This window comes from Pseudomonas sp. RL_5y_Pfl2_69 (assembly GCF_963970465.1).
Classification (GTDB): domain Bacteria; phylum Pseudomonadota; class Gammaproteobacteria; order Pseudomonadales; family Pseudomonadaceae; genus Aquipseudomonas.
The window spans coordinates 187,563-202,473 of the sequence record NZ_CAXAOU010000004.1 but is presented as its reverse complement, the minus strand read 5'-3'; the positions used below and the strand labels follow the sequence as shown (position 1 = coordinate 202,473).

General features: G+C 59.2%; 9 protein-coding genes. 5 read left to right on the top strand and 4 right to left on the bottom strand.

The annotated features are described in order from the left end of the window. Positions 1-11 precede the first annotated feature (11 nt). From AACY07_RS09310 to AACY07_RS09300, 3 genes are all read right to left on the bottom strand, one after another. On the bottom strand, positions 12-431 hold the full coding sequence (locus AACY07_RS09310) for a hypothetical protein (protein WP_133076858.1): 420 nt from the start codon (positions 429-431) through the stop codon (positions 12-14). Positions 432-511: 80 nt separating this feature from the next. Continuing rightward, positions 512-2,632: a bifunctional mannitol-1-phosphate dehydrogenase/phosphatase gene (mtlD, locus tag AACY07_RS09305; RefSeq protein ID WP_339474508.1), complete on the bottom strand. Its 2,121-nt coding sequence runs from the start codon at positions 2,630-2,632 to the stop codon at positions 512-514. A 500-nt stretch (positions 2,633-3,132) separates the two neighbouring features. Beyond that, entirely contained in the window at positions 3,133-4,413 is a 1,281-nt protein-coding gene (locus AACY07_RS09300) for a hypothetical protein (RefSeq protein ID WP_339474507.1), read from the bottom strand. Positions 4,414-4,635: 222 nt separating this feature from the next. Here AACY07_RS09300 and AACY07_RS09295 point away from each other — a divergent pair, with 222 nt between their 5' ends. The 5 genes from AACY07_RS09295 to AACY07_RS09275 all read left to right on the top strand — a co-directional run bounded on the left by AACY07_RS09295 (position 4,636) and on the right by AACY07_RS09275 (position 14,386). Further along, complete coding sequence (locus AACY07_RS09295; protein WP_339474506.1) at positions 4,636-6,825, top strand: TonB-dependent siderophore receptor; 2,190 nt, start codon at positions 4,636-4,638, stop codon at positions 6,823-6,825. 374 nt (positions 6,826-7,199) lie between these two features. After that, complete coding sequence (gene mexE / locus AACY07_RS09290; protein WP_339474504.1) at positions 7,200-8,444, top strand: multidrug efflux RND transporter periplasmic adaptor subunit MexE; 1,245 nt, start codon at positions 7,200-7,202, stop codon at positions 8,442-8,444. Between the two features lie 15 nt (positions 8,445-8,459). Further along, on the top strand, positions 8,460-11,639 hold the full coding sequence (locus AACY07_RS09285; RefSeq protein ID WP_133076862.1) for an efflux RND transporter permease subunit: 3,180 nt from the start codon (positions 8,460-8,462) through the stop codon (positions 11,637-11,639). Beyond that, complete coding sequence (locus AACY07_RS09280; RefSeq protein WP_339474502.1) at positions 11,636-13,045, top strand: TolC family protein; 1,410 nt, start codon at positions 11,636-11,638, stop codon at positions 13,043-13,045. Before AACY07_RS09285 ends, AACY07_RS09280 begins: the two co-directional genes overlap by 4 nt. 285 nt (positions 13,046-13,330) lie before the next feature. Then, the gene (locus AACY07_RS09275) at positions 13,331-14,386 is read left to right on the top strand and encodes a tetratricopeptide repeat protein (protein WP_133076864.1); all 1,056 of its coding nucleotides are present in this window, start codon (positions 13,331-13,333) and stop codon (positions 14,384-14,386) included. A 110-nt stretch (positions 14,387-14,496) separates the two neighbouring features. Here AACY07_RS09275 and AACY07_RS09270 read toward each other — a convergent pair whose 3' ends face one another. Further along, positions 14,497-14,874, bottom strand: coding sequence for a response regulator (locus tag AACY07_RS09270; RefSeq protein WP_003445176.1), 378 nt, complete (start codon positions 14,872-14,874; stop codon positions 14,497-14,499). Positions 14,875-14,911 lie beyond the last annotated feature (37 nt).

The window sequence follows — 14,911 nt, the reverse complement described above, 5'->3', positions numbered from 1 at the left end:
TTCGTTCCTCCTCAACTACTGGCATACACCGTGATACAGAGATCAATCCCCAATATCTGCATACGCGCCAGCATGTCGATCGAAATCGGGTGGCTTACGCTACGTGGTACATCACCGCTTTCGTAACCAATATCCAGGGTCCTTTTTGAACAGGCTTGCCACGCGGGCTCCATCGATTGCGGGAGGTGTTCAATCGCATTCAGCAAGGCCTGGATGCTCTCCTGCGGGGTGAAGTAACTCCCGTCAGGGCCAAAGGCTTCAAAGTGCGCCTGATACCCGGACTCGTCACGCCCGATATGCAAACAACTGACGCACCCATCGGCCTCAGACTGCCCAATCAACGCCGCGGCCAACAAACCCAAATCAATCGGCGCAGCCAGTAGCAGGTCGGTATTGATGTAGTGCACGGTATTTTCAGCATCGTCAGGCATAAGACTATCCGCTTGTGAATCAGTATCCCGACATACTGCTGCATACAAACGCCCTCGCCAATCTCCCCTGGACTTACACCCTAAGCACTGAGCCGCAGCTCTTGCCCAATCTGGTGAAAGTGCCCGGCAATGGCCTCGATCAATGCAGCATCAGTGACCGGATCCAGCCCCGAATAGGGTTGGCCGTGGTAGTTGCCGGTCCAGGTCAGCACCGCCTCGATGCTGGCGCTGTCCTGATATAGCCGGCGCATCTGCTGGCACTCCTGGTCCTTGCTGTCGATTGCGCCCAGGGCATAGTGCAGCGCCAGCGCTGTACCGTACTCCAGGGCGCTGCTGTCGATCCCGTGTTTTTTGGCCAGATCGATACTGCGAAAAATCCGCTCGTTGCGTTGCAGTTTACGCAGCGGGTCACGCCCTACACGGGCACAGGGATCCTTGAAGGAGGTGTTGCAACGCTCCAGAAAGGTAGCCGAAAAGCCAGCCACGGCGTCCGCCATATGGGGGTTTTCGGCCACCAGGGCCGGGCCGACAGCCTCGCTGATCAAGCGCCGGGCCAACGCACTCACACGGGGATCGCCCATGCCCTGCCCCAACCACGAATACCCGAGCAGGCTGGCGTACCAGGCAATGATCGCGTGGGGACCATTCCACAGCAGGTTCTTGATCACCTGGGTCTGGGTGATGTCGTCCACCGTCTTCACCTGGCGCAATCGCTCAAGCAGGTTGCTGCACCGCTGCGCATACAGGGGCATGTCCGGCTCGCTGTTGAACAGGATCAGGTGCAACTGGCTCAGGGCGTTACTGGACTGGGCAAAAGGTCGAAAGCGACTGATCAGGCGCTCATATTCGGGCACAGGTGTGCGGGTTTCGGCCTTCGGGGTATCGACCTCGTCACTCAAGCTGTTCTGGAATATCTTCGACTTGATCCGCAACTGGCGCACCAGGGCTTCGTTGGACAATTTGGAGACGATGCGACTGACCACTGTCTCGACGAAATGGGTGTTGTCCAGAATCTGTTGGCACAGTTGGGGGGAAACCAGCAGTTCCAGTTGCGCCTGCACATGCCGGCGCACAAAGTCCGCTCCGCCGACCTTGTTCAGCACGATCAGGATCGTCAACTCCCGGCCCCGTCGTTCGTAGCGACGGATCAGGCCCTTGGCAATCACCCCCGCCTGCTTGCGGATTGCCGTTTCCGGAAGGCTCAACCCGACAATTTCCGCCACGTCGTACATCCGGATCACCGCTTCGGCGTCATCCATGTCGATCATGCTGAGGTTGTCGATGGTCTGGTCGAAGGACGTGGCGGTGTAGCGCACGCTGAAGCGGCCAAACGCCTGGATGGTCTCGCGCAGCATCCGCGAGCGGGTGGCGGCGATGATCTCGCAGGGGCGCGTGTAGCCATCCCAGTGGGAGAAAATTTGCGTCAGGTAGCCACCTCCCATCGCGCCAAAACCATGAATCCCGGCACTGAACTGGTTGAGTGTCGGCGGGAAGCTCTCGGTCAGCGCCGGGGTGCCCAGGTCGGGCATGCACTCATTCAGGTCACCCAGAAAACCGTGCATGGTCTGGTACGCCATGAGTGCTCCGGCCTTGACCTCGGGTGCCGGAGGCTTGATGTCTTCGATCAGGATCGGCTGCCCGTCGGCGCGGATCGCCGACAGCAGGCCGTTTTCCGAATCCTCCAGCATCAGGCAATGCTGTGGCAGGCAATTCAGGGCACTGGCCGCCTTGAGGAATATCTCGGGGTGGGGTTTGCCCTGGCTGACTTCATCGCCACACACCGTGACGTCGAAATACTTGAGCACGTTGGCATTGATCAGGTATTCCTCGGCGATGGCCCGGCGACTCGACGTGGCCACAGCCATGGTCAGACCGTACTTGCGCAAACGCTCCAGCACTTCCAGCAGGCCGTCCTTGATCGGCACGCCCTGATTGCGCACATGGGCCAGTTCAAGCTCATCGGCACGCTGGCGGACTTGCGCATACGGGAAGTCTTCGCCGTGATTGGCCTTGGCCAGCGCCTCGGCTTTTTTGGCGCTCAAGCCCAGTGACCCCATCAGTGTTTCTTCACTGAGCGGCGTGCCGTGAATCTCGAGGGCTGCCTGTTTGAGGGTTTTAAAGCGCAAGCGCTCGGTGTCAAACATGGTGCCGTCCATATCGAAGATGGCACTGAAAATTCGTTTACCCTGAAAATAAATCATGAGCACAGCTCCTTGTAAGGCGAGGCTTTTGGGTTAGCTCGCTGAAACGCTTCGGATCAAAAAGTGGTTTCAAATACAAATGCCGGGCAGCAGGACGCACCATTGAAAGCGGGGCGTGAGCGCACCGGAACGGCGAGTGGTCAGCAATAATCAGGTGGGGGGACGTAACAATGGCGCCAGTTGGCGCAGCTGCCCGCAAAGCAGGGCCTGAGCAGAGGTAATGCGGTGTGTGCAAGAAGGCGGGAAACAAACCCTGTGACTGCATGACTGCAGCATTTGACGTGAGGCCCACAACTCGCAATCAGGGATGCGAAGTGTGAGCCGAACCGGCGATTGATACGTGTGATTCCATCCATAAGGGCGTTGAAATTTCCTGTAATGCGATTGGATACCTTTTTAGCTATAACCCATGTAGCGCGTCTAAATCAAGGTTGGCGTCAGCTCGCAAGGGTGGCTGATGCCATTGCGAGCCCCTCTGCGCCTGCTCCACGATTGCCTCACTAAAAGTTGATTTCGCTGTCTGAAATAACCGTGATGGTGCCTCTGTACGTGCTGCCCGAATGATCATTGAGCATGCTTTGCATCTGATCCTGGGGCACTTCAAAGTGCAGTTTCGCTTGACCGTTATCCACGTAGTAGCTGGGGGAATAGACGGCAGGCGTAGTGCTTAGCAGTTGGCGGTTCACCGGTTGATCCGAGGCGTCGCGCAAGCCATTTGGCAGTGTCAATCGAGTTTCGACTACCACCGTATGACCCGTTGGGTTTCGTATCCCGCACAGGGTGCCCACCAGGTATTCGCATTGCAGCGCCATGCTGAACGGGGTAGACGACGAGATGTTGAAACCCTGATCAGCCCAGAGCCTTTGCGGCCGACGCCCCTGGTTCAACCATTGCTGCCAGCCGCCGCCAGGTATCAGCTCAATACGACTGCTGTTGGCCGGAAACTGAAACCTGAGGGTGTGTTGAACATCCAGGGTGAAATTGAGGGTGACACTGGTGTCGGTGGGGAGCAGATTGTCGCCGAAATCGAAGTCCCCGCCCGGCCCCACAGAATAGGTGATCGAGCCACGATAAGTACCCGTTTCCATTCTCAGGGGATCAGGTGCGGTCATCAGGTACGATACGCTGATATTGGACATTCGCAGATTGTCGATCTCATACGCCGGAGAAACGCCACAGGGCACGGGCTGCGGCGTAAACCAAAAGAAATTGCCGGCCGTGTAAGAAGGCCCCATCGCAGCCCCCCGCGGGCAAGCCGCTGGCGAACTCCAACCCCACTGGAACCCGCCCCAAAGATGGCTCTGAGCGGTAGTTGCACTGGATGTCGGTATGCCAGTCATCAGCCTGACGTCACGGGTCCAGTTGGTTCCAGCCAGGGCCGAAATGGAAAACTGCACCTGCGCCACCTGCCCACGGGAACTGGTCACTTGAACGGGCCTCGGTTCGGCCGGGACCTTGAACATCGCACCGTCTCTGACATTGGCGTGGTTAGCCAGAATCGGTCTCTGTGAAATTGCATCGAGCCCAGTTAAACCGATGCTGAAAAAACCCCTTGGATTGCATGTACCGGGGTAGATGGCGCAAATACCGGAATTAGGCGTGGTGTTTTTGAACTGGTTGACCTGAGGGTTGCCCGGATCGGGGTTGAAAACAGCAGTGATCTCAGCCGTTAATGCTTGAGCTTGGGGGGCAAAAAACACTGTTAGAAAGAGCAGAAACCCACACAATAAAAAACTTGCCAATGCACCAGCGGGTGACTGCGCTTTATTACATGTTTTCATGGTAGAAGACGTAAAATTTGCCGAGGGGGCGGTTATTCAACTCGCAGATATACTATATGTCTATTTTATTTTACCACAAATCATGTCAACAAAAAAGATCCGACTGCACGCTTCGGGCCTGGCAAATGCATCACAACGGTGCGTTTCTCAGCGGATCTGTATGATGGCGCGTTTGTTAAACAGGCATCGCTGACACGCCTGTCCATCGTTCAGGAGTTGTGCATGAAAAGGCTTTACCGCACGTTCAACCAGACTGGGGCCGATCCGCGGTTGCGGTTCGGTTTGCTCAGCCTAGGCGTGCTGCTGGGCAGCGCCATGCCTGCGGCACACGCAGCCCGAACCGAACTGCCTGCCACTGCCGTCACCGCCGAGGATAACGGGGCTTACCGGGCAGACAACGCCTGGGTGGGTGGTTTTGAGGCGGCGCCATTGCTCGATACCCCCGCAGCGATCTCGGTGTTTACCGATGCGTTGATTGAAGATCAACAAGCCCGCCTGCTCAGTGATGTGCTGAAAAATGATGCCTCCGTGGGCGAGAGTTATGCCCCGGTCGGCTATTACGAGAATTTCGTGGTGCGCGGTTTCTCGCTCAATTCGGCCAGCAGCTACAAGATCAATGGCCGCACCATCACCGGCGAGCAAAATGTCGGGCTGGAAAACAAGCAGCAGGTGGAGTTGCTCAAAGGGCTTTCGGGCTTGCAAAGCGGGGTTTCGGAGCCCGGCGGTGTGGTCAATTACGTGACCAAGCGCGCAGCCGATGTGCGTTCGGTCACTGTCTCGACCGACGACCGCGGCAGCGGTTATCTGGCCGCCGATGTGGGTGGCTGGTTCGGCAGCGAACAGCAGTTCGGCCTGCGCGCCAACGTCGCCCACGAAGATATTCACTCCTGGGTCGAACACGCCAATGGCCAGCGTGATTTTGCATCCGTGGCATTCGACTGGAACATCAGCCCCGATGCGCTGCTGCAACTGGACGTGGAGTATCAAAACAAGGAGCAGCGTTCGGTTCCGGGCTATCAATTGCTCGGCGGCACCGAGCTGCCACACCACGCCTCCCCGAAAAAACTGCTGGCACACCAGAGCGGCTCCAAGCCGGTGACCATTGACTCGCTCAATATCAACGGCAACTTTGAGTACCGCTTCAGTGACAGCTGGAAGGGTAGCCTCAGTGCATCGCGCAGCAAGGTGGTGATTGACGATTACAGTTCGTTTGCCTGGGGCTGCTATGGCTCCGCCAGTTGCTCCAGCGCGCCAGTACCCAATTACTTCAGCCCTGAAGGCAATTACGACATCTACGACTTCCGAAGTCCTGACGATACCCGGCGCAACGATGAAGTTCAGGCGGCACTTAGCGGCAAGTTTGATACCGCCAGCATCGGCCACGAGCTGACAGTGGGCACCAGTGCCTTTCGACGCGTGGTCGATCAGCGCGAGTTGATCAACGAAATGATCGGCACCGGCAATATTGATAGCGAACCGGAGCAATTTGCGCGCTACCAGGGTCCCGTCAAAGACAGCTATCGCCGCCTGGACAGTCGCCAGTACGGAGTGTTTTTCAATGACCTGATCAGCTTTAACGAGCAGTGGCAGACCATGATCGGCGGGCGCGAAGTGCGTCTGGACGAAAGGACTTTCGACAGCAATGGCGACACCACCCGGCACACCCAGCGCTATGAGTTCCTGCCCCAGGCCGCGCTGATCTACAAACCGGTGCAAAACATGACGCTGTATACGCGCTACAGCAAGGGCCTGTCCCTGGGCGGCGCGGCGCCGTGGTTTGCGACTAACTACCCTGAAATCCTGCCCCCCACCGTATCGCGGCAGATCGAAGCCGGGATCAAGTATGACTGGCAGCGCATCAGCCTGAGCGCCACGCTGTTTCAGATCCGCCAGGCATACCAGTACTCCGAGCCCCAGAGCGACGGCTCATTCATCTTCGTGCAACAGGGGCAACAAAAGAACACCGGGCTGGAGCTGGCAGCTAACGGTTGGGCCAGCGAACGTCTGCAGGTGGGTGCGAGTGTGGCGGCGATCCGGTCAAGGGTCACGGGCAGCGGGACACCGGACTATGAGGGCCATCAAACCATCAACGTCCCTACCCTGCGCGCCAGCCTTCATGGTGATTACGCCCTGCCCTGGATCGATGGCCTGGCATTGCTCGGCGGCGTTCAATACAGCGGCAAGAAATACGCCAGCCAATTGGGTCAGACCCAGGCTGATGGTTACGCCATTTTCAATATCGGCAGCCGCTACAGCACCCGTATCGACGGTTACGACACCGTCTTTCGCCTGACGGTCGATAACCTGTTCGACAAGCGCTACTGGCGGGATGTGGGGGAATACATGGGCGACAACTATGTGTTCCAGGGGGCGCCGTTGACGGCAAGACTGAGTGCTTCGATCAATTTCTAGGGTTGGCTTCGTTAGTCCCGGGCTTAGCCCCTGCCCGGCTTTTTGTAGGCGTTGACGAGCCGTGCGAGGCTACGTTCGAGCGTTAAGAGGTCGCAAAACCGGTACACGCGGTTTGACTGATCAACCACGACTGCTTCGCAGCCGGACGCAGCCTCGCACGGCTCGTCAGCGACTACAGATTCGTAGCCGCAACTCCTGGCAACAACATTAAGCAAAATTTAATTGATAGCCCCCTAACAAAAAGCGCAGGCTAGAGGGCTTGGTTACGCTTTGTATCATTCCGGATGATATTGATCTTCGCTGGGTTCGATTCGTTCCCCGGCACGCGCGCCAGCATTATCCGCCCATCTCAATAGATTGGCGGACTCCCCCTCATGGAACAGTCACTTAAACATTTGCGCTTCCCACTCGCGGCTTTGGCCATCGTGGTGATGAGTGCATGCGGCAAAACCCCGGACGCGACTGCTCCTGCTCCCGCTGCAAAAGTCAGTGTGGCCAAGGTGCTTGAACAGCCGGTCAATGAATGGGACGAGTTCACCGGTCGCCTTGAAGCTCCGGAAACAGTCGAAATACGTCCACGCGTGTCGGGCCAGATTGATCAGGTCGCCTTTAACGAGGGCGCCCTGGTGAAAAAGGGCGACCTGCTGTTCCAGATCGACCCTCGCCCCTTCCAGGCTGAAGTCCGCCGCCTTGAAGCCGAAGTGCAACAAGCCCGCGCCAACGCCACCCGCACCGAAAACGAAGCCCAGCGCGGTGAGCGCCTGCGCCAGAGCAATGCGATCTCCGCTGAACTGGCCGACTCACGCAGCACCGCAGCCCAGGCTGCACGTGCCGGTGTCGCTGCCATCCAGGCGCAACTGGACCTGGCAAAGCTCAACCTGAGCTTTACCCGCGTAACCTCGCCAATCAGTGGCCGCGTCAGCCGTGCCGACATCACCGCAGGCAACATCGTCACCGCTGATGTCACGCCACTGACCAGCGTGGTGTCTACCGACAAGGTGTACGCCTACTTCGATGCCGACGAGCGCGTGTTCCTCAAATACAACCAGCTTGCCCGTCAGGGTCAACGCGGCCAGAGCACCCCGGTCTACCTCGGTCTGTCCAACGAAGACGGCAACCCGCACCTGGGCCAGATGAACTTCGTCGACAACCAGGTCAACCCGCAGACGGGCACCATCCGTGGTCGCGCGGTGTTCGACAACGCCGAGGGCAACTTCACGCCAGGGCTGTATGCACGCCTCAAGCTGGTGGGCAGCGGCACCTACTCCGCCGTGCTGATCAATGAAGAAGCAGTCGGTACCGACCTGGGCAAAAAGTTCGTGCTGGTGATGGGAGCCGACAACAAGTCGGTCTACCGCGCCGTGGATCTGGGTCCGAAAATCGAAGGCCTGCGCATTGTTCGCAGCGGCCTGAGCAAGGACGACACGATCATCGTCAAGGGCTTGCAGAAAGTGCGCCCCGGTTCGCCGGTAGCCCCTGAAGTGATCCCGATGGCCAACGAGCAGACCCTCGCCGCTCTGGCACAACAACGACAAGCCCTGGAAGCCAGCAACCTGCCTCAAATCAAGCCCGCCCCTGGCGCGCCGAAGTTGGCCAGTGTCGCGACTCCTCGCGGTTAAGGGACGATAACTCCGATGAATTTTTCCCAGTTCTTCATTCAGCGGCCGATTTTCGCCGCTGTGCTTTCCTTGCTGATTTTGATTGCGGGCGGCATTTCGCTGTTCCAGCTGCCGATCAGTGAATACCCGGAAGTGGTCCCGCCTACCGTTGTCGTGCGCGCCAACTTCCCCGGCGCCAACCCCAAAGTGATCGGCGAAACCGTCGCGGCGCCACTGGAGCAGGCCATCACCGGTGTTGAAAACATGTTGTACATGTCTTCGCAGTCCACCGCTGACGGCAAGATCACCCTGACCATCACCTTTGCCCTGGGCACTGACCTGGACAACGCCCAGGTGCAGGTGCAAAACCGGGTGACCCGCACCCAGCCCAAGCTGCCCGAGGAAGTGACGCGCATCGGTATTACGGTGGACAAGGCATCGCCCGACCTGACCATGGTTGTGCACTTGACCTCACCGGACCAGCGTTACGACATGCTGTACCTGTCCAACTACGCCATCCTCAACATCAAGGATGAACTGGCGCGGCTCAACGGTATCGGCGATGTGCAGATGTTCGGCATGGGTGACTACTCGCTGCGGGTATGGCTTGATCCCAACAAAACCGCGTCGCGCAACCTGACCGCCACCGATGTGGTGACGGCCATCCGCGAACAGAACCGTCAGGTCGCCGCCGGTGCCCTGGGTGCTCCGCCTGCCCCCAATGCGTCCAGCTTCCAGCTGTCGGTCAACACCCAGGGCCGTCTGGTCACTGAAGAAGAGTTCGAAAACATCATCATCCGCGCAGGCGATGATGGCCAGATCACTCGCCTCAAAGACATTGCCAGGATCGAACTGGGCTCCAGCCAGTACGCGCTGCGCTCGCTGCTGAACAACCAGCCGGCGGTGGCGATCCCGATCTTCCAGCGTCCCGGCTCCAATGCGATCCAGATCTCCAATGACGTTCGCGCCAAGATGGCCGAGCTGAAGAAGGGCTTCCCCGAAGGCATGGACTTCGACATTGTCTACGACCCGACGATCTTCGTTCGTGGTTCGATTGAGGCGGTGGTCCATACCCTGTTTGAAGCACTGATCCTGGTTGTACTGGTTGTTATCCTGTTTCTGCAAACCTGGCGCGCTTCGATTATCCCGCTGGTCGCTGTGCCTGTATCGCTGATCGGTACGTTCGCAGTGATGCACATGTTTGGCTTTTCGCTCAACGCGTTGTCGCTGTTCGGTCTGGTACTGGCCATCGGGATCGTGGTGGACGATGCGATTGTGGTGGTGGAAAACGTCGAGCGAAATATCGAGCTGGGGCTCAACCCCGTGGACGCTACCAAGCGGGCCATGCGCGAAGTGACCGGCCCGATCATCGCCACTGCCCTGGTGCTGTGCGCGGTGTTTATTCCGGCTGCATTTATCTCGGGCCTGACCGGCCAGTTCTATAAGCAGTTCGCCCTGACCATTGCCATTTCCACAGTCATCTCGGCCTTTAACTCGCTGACCCTGTCCCCGGCACTGGCCGCGGTATTGCTCAAAGGTCATCACGCGCCCAAAGACCGCTTTACCCGCGTGCTGGATCGCCTGTTCGGCAGCTGGCTGTTTGGTCCGTTCAACCGCTTCTTCGTCAAGGCCAGTAACGGCTATGTGGGCACGGTGCGCCGGATCATTCGTGGCAGCGGTATTGCCATGCTGGTGTATGCAGGCCTGATGGCGCTGACCTGGGCAGGTTTTGCCCACACGCCAACCGGCTTTGTACCGCCGCAAGACAAGCAATACCTGGTGGCCTTCGCGCAATTGCCGGACGCTGCAAGCCTGGATCGCAGTGAAGAAGTGATCAAGCGCATGTCGGAGCTGGCCCTCAAGCAGCCTGGCGTTGCCAACTCGATCGCCTTCCCTGGCCTGTCGATCAACGGCTTCACCAACAGCCCGAACAGCGGCATCGTGTTTGTTGCGCTCAAGGACTTTGATCAACGCAAAGACCCGAGCCAGTCTGCCGCTGCCATTGCCGCCACGTTGAACGCAGAGTTTGCCGACATCCAGGAAGCCTACATCGCCATCTTCCCGCCGCCTCCGGTACAGGGGCTGGGCACCATTGGCGGTTTCCGCCTGCAAGTCGAGGACCGCGCAGGTCTGGGCTATGACGAGCTGTACAAAGAAGTGCAGAACGTGATCACCAAGAGCCGCAGCGTGCCGGAACTGGCCGGGTTGTTCACCAGCTATCAGGTCAACGTACCGCAAGTCGATGCTGCCATCGACCGTGAAAAAGCCAAGACCCACGGCGTGGCCATCAGCGACATCTTCGACACCCTGCAAATCTATCTGGGTTCGCTGTATGCCAACGATTTCAACCGCTTCGGTCGTACTTATCAGGTCAACGTGCAAGCCGAGCAGCAGTTCCGCCTGGAGCCCGAGCAGATCGGCCAGCTGAAAGTGCGTAACAACAAGGGCGAGATGATCCCGCTGGCGACCTTCATCAAGGTCAGCGACACCGCCGGGCCCGATCGCGTGATGCACTACAACGGCTTTGTCACCGCAGAAATCAACGGCGGCGCGGCACCGGGCTACAGCTCGGGCCAGGCAGAAGCGGCGATGGAAAAACTGCTGAAGGAAGAGCTGCCCAACGGCATGACCTTCGAGTGGACGGAGCTGACGTATCAGCAAATCCTCTCGGGCAATACCGCGCTGTTCGTGTTCCCGCTCTGTGTTCTGCTGGCGTTCCTGGTACTGGCCGCCCAATACGAAAGCTGGAGCCTGCCACTGGCGGTGATCCTGATTGTGCCCATGACCCTGCTGTCAGCCATTACCGGTGTGATTCTGTCGGGGGGTGACAACAACATCTTCACCCAGATCGGATTGATCGTCCTGGTGGGGTTGGCGTGCAAGAACGCGATCTTGATTGTGGAGTTTGCCAAGGACAAACAGGAAGAAGGCATGAGCCCGCTGGATGCGGTACTTGAAGCCTGCCGCCTGCGTCTGCGGCCGATCCTGATGACCTCTTTCGCTTTCATCATGGGCGTGGTGCCTCTGGTGCTGTCCAGCGGTGCAGGTGCAGAAATGCGCCACGCCATGGGTGTTGCGGTGTTCTCCGGGATGCTCGGGGTGACCTTCTTCGGCCTGCTGCTGACGCCTGTGTTCTATGTCTTGATCCGCCGTTATGTGGAGCGCAGTGAAGCGCGCAAAGCGGCCAAGCACCTCAAGCTGGAGTCGCAACAATGAGCGTGAAAGTTCTTCTGCCGAGTCTGTTGGTGCTGGCCTTGAGCGCTTGCGCCGTAGGCCCGGACTACAAGACCCCGGCCACAGAGCCTGCCCATATCAGTGCCGATAACCTGAAGGGCTTTGACCGGGCGCATTTTGAAGGGATCTGGTGGCAGCAGTTCGACGACCCGACCCTCAACCAGCTGGTGACTCAGTCACTGGCCGGCAACCGCGAGTTGCGCGTGGCCTTTGCCCGCCTGCGGGCAGCCCGGGCGATTCGTGATGACGTCAGCAATGACATCATGCCGACCATCACCAGCCGTGCCAGCAGCGATGTCGGCAAGGGCCAGATTCCGGGCCAGACCGAAAAGCGGGTCAACAGTGAACGCTATGACCTGGGCCTGGACATGGCCTGGGAAGTCGACCTGTTTGGTCGTATCCAGCGTGAATTGGAGGCCAGCGACGCCGACGAGCAAGTGGCTGCAGCGGATCTCTACCAGCTGCAAGTGACCATGATTGCCGAACTGGTGGATGCCTACGGTGAATTGCGCGGCGCCCAACTGCGTGAGCGGATTGCCCTGGCCAACTTGAAGAACCAGCAGGACTCCAAGGCGATTACCGAAAGCCTGCGTGACGCAGGTGTTGGCGATCAACTGGACGTCATGCGTGCCGACGCCCGCCTGGCCGCGGTTGAGGCCAGCGTGCCGCAACTGCAGGCCGAGCAGGTGCGTGAGCGCAATCGCATCGCCACTCTGCTGGGCCAGCGCCCTGAGCAGCTCAGCGTTGACTTGAGCCCGGCGCAGTTGCCGGCCATTGCCAAGGCACTGAACATCGGCAACCCCGGCGATTTGCTGCAGCGCCGGCCCGACATCCTGAGTGCCGAGCGCAAGCTGGCAGCCGCCACTGCCCGGATCGGGGTGGCCAAGGCCGATTTGTTCCCTCGGGTCAGCCTGAGTGGTTTTCTCGGTTTTACCGCCGGACGCGGCTCGCAAATAGGCTCGGCTGCAGCCAATGCCTGGGCGCTGGGCCCGCGCATTACCTGGCCGGCGTTTGACCTGGGCAGCGTGCGTGCGCGTCTGCGCGGTGCCGGTGCAGAGGCTGATGGCGCACTGGCCAGTTACGAGCAGCAGGTGCTGTTGGCGCTGGAAGAGTCCGAAAACGCATTCAGCGATTACGGCAAGCGCCAGCAACGTCTGGTCTCGTTGATTCGTCAAAGCGAATCCAGCCGGATCGCAGCGGATCTGGCTGCTATTCGCTATCGCGAAGGCACGGTGGACTTTCTGGTGCTGCTCGACGCCCAACGGGAGCGCCTGGCCGCAGAAGACAGCCAGGCCCAGGCCGAGGTTGAGCTGTATCGCGGCGTAGTAGCGATTTACAAAGCACTGGGTGGTGGCTGGCAAGCCGAGACCGTCGCCAGCGCACACTGATTCAAGAGCTCCTTTGGTTGGCCGCAACCAACCAATTTTTAGCCCCGCGCTCATTCGGTCGCGGGGCTTTTTTTTACCCGTAGCAGCTGCCGAAGGCTGCGTTCGGCGACGCAGTCGTCGTAAACCCTGGCAACCGGGGCTGACTGACACACCGAAGTGTCTGATTTTGCGACGGCTACGCCGCCGAACGCAGCCTTCGGCAGCTGCTACAGGGTCTGCGTTTGACTCCAGCCCCCGACTCACCCACTCTTGCACCCCATACGCACGCATGCTTCTGGATATTGGATGACCCAGCCTCGCCGCTACCTCGCAATCAGCTTTCTGTCAGCGCTCATCGCTGCCGGTCTTTGGTATTCGATGCGCCCTGATCCAGCCGTTCCCACGCAATCCGTCAGTCAACGATTCTCCATCGCCCTGGACATGGCCCAAAACGGCAAGCCCGGCGCCGCCCGCGTGCTCTATCAGCAACTGGCCCGCAAGGACTTGTCGGATACCCGGCGCGCCAGCCTGCATGCCGAGCTGCCCAATTACCCAAGCCCGCTGGCACTGAAACTGGCAGACGCTGATTTGCATAACCCTTCGCCCCTGGTACGCATAGCCGCGATCCAGAGCATTGTCGGCCTGGTGCCCAACGCCCAGCGCACGTTGCTGCTGGGCCCGCTGCTGGATGACACCGAACAGAGCGTGCGCTTTGCCGCCGCCAATGCCCTGCTCGGCCTTTCGCCGGACGAACAGGGGCTGTACTTCGGCCCGTTGCAGCAAGTGATCGACGAATTCGAGCGCGACCTCAAAACCAGGCCCGACGACCCGCAGGCACAGGGTCAACTCGCCCGTCTGTATTTGCACGAAGGTCAACTGGACGAAGCCCAGGCCGCACTGGAGCAAGTCACCCGCCTGGACCCGGACAACCTCAAGGCAGTCGTCGCGCAGGTCGAGCTTCTGGAAAAACGCGGCAAGGCCGAGCAGGCGCGACAGATGCTGGCCAGGCAGCTTGAAGCCCATCCCGATTCCGCGTACCTGCAACATGCCCTGGGGATCTGGCTGCTTAACCATGGCCAGACGGAATACGCCCTGCTGGGCCTGGCCAAGGCCGTTGAGCTGGAACCGGACAACAGTGATTACCGGTACAAGCTGGCGACCGCCCTCCATGACCTGGACCAGCTTGAAGCCGCGCAACGCCAGCTCGAAGAGCTGCTGCAACGCCAACCGGCCAATCGCAAGGCGCGCGTATTGCTGATCGGCTACTGGAAAGAAGCCGGGCAATTGCAGAATGTGCAGGTGCTGCTGGCGCAGCTTGAGCAGATGAACCCTGATGACCCGTCGTTGCAGCAGGGTTTGTGATTCATATCCCCTGTGGGAGCGGGCTTGCTCGCGATGGCATCACGTCGGTCTGGCTGAATGACCGAGTCGCCTGCATCGCGAGCAAGCCCGCTCCCACAAGATTTGGGCATTCAGGCCAATAGTTTCTGGATCTGCTCTTGCAGGGTATCGAGGTCGAACGGCTTGGCCAGGATCGGCGCCGTCAGGGTGATCGGGCTGCCCGTATCACGGATCTCGGCAGGGTAGCCGCTGATAAAAATAACTTTCAGGTCAGGCCGCAGCTTCAACGCAGGCTCGGCAATCTGCACCCCGGAAATTCCGCCCGGCAGGCGGAAGTCGGTCACCATAAGGTCCAGATGCGGCTTGCTCGCCAGAATCTCGAACGCCTGTTCGCCGTTTTCGGCCTGCAATACCCGGTAGCCTTCGCCGGACAGGTAGGCGCTGAGGACCATCAGGATCGAGGGATCATCTTCGACAATCAAAACAACATCTTGCGCATCTTCACTCATGGGAAACCTTAATTCATGCCGTCGCTGCCAGTATGAC

Bases quoted from the DNA above. Each gene is read 5' to 3' on its own strand.
- AACY07_RS09300 (WP_339474507.1), bottom strand. From the start codon at position 4,413: ATGAAAACATGTAATAAAGCGCAGTCACCCGCTGGTGCATTGGCAAGT.
- AACY07_RS09310 (WP_133076858.1), bottom strand. From the start codon at position 431: ATGCCTGACGATGCTGAAAATACCGTGCACTACATCAATACCGACCTG.
- AACY07_RS09270 (WP_003445176.1), bottom strand. From the start codon at position 14,874: ATGAGTGAAGATGCGCAAGATGTTGTTTTGATTGTCGAAGATGATCCC.
- AACY07_RS09275 (WP_133076864.1), top strand. From the start codon at position 13,331: ATGACCCAGCCTCGCCGCTACCTCGCAATCAGCTTTCTGTCAGCGCTC.
- AACY07_RS09280 (WP_339474502.1), top strand. From the start codon at position 11,636: ATGAGCGTGAAAGTTCTTCTGCCGAGTCTGTTGGTGCTGGCCTTGAGC.
- AACY07_RS09285 (WP_133076862.1), top strand. From the start codon at position 8,460: ATGAATTTTTCCCAGTTCTTCATTCAGCGGCCGATTTTCGCCGCTGTG.
- mtlD (WP_339474508.1), bottom strand. From the start codon at position 2,632: ATGATTTATTTTCAGGGTAAACGAATTTTCAGTGCCATCTTCGATATG.
- AACY07_RS09295 (WP_339474506.1), top strand. From the start codon at position 4,636: ATGAAAAGGCTTTACCGCACGTTCAACCAGACTGGGGCCGATCCGCGG.
- mexE (WP_339474504.1), top strand. From the start codon at position 7,200: ATGGAACAGTCACTTAAACATTTGCGCTTCCCACTCGCGGCTTTGGCC.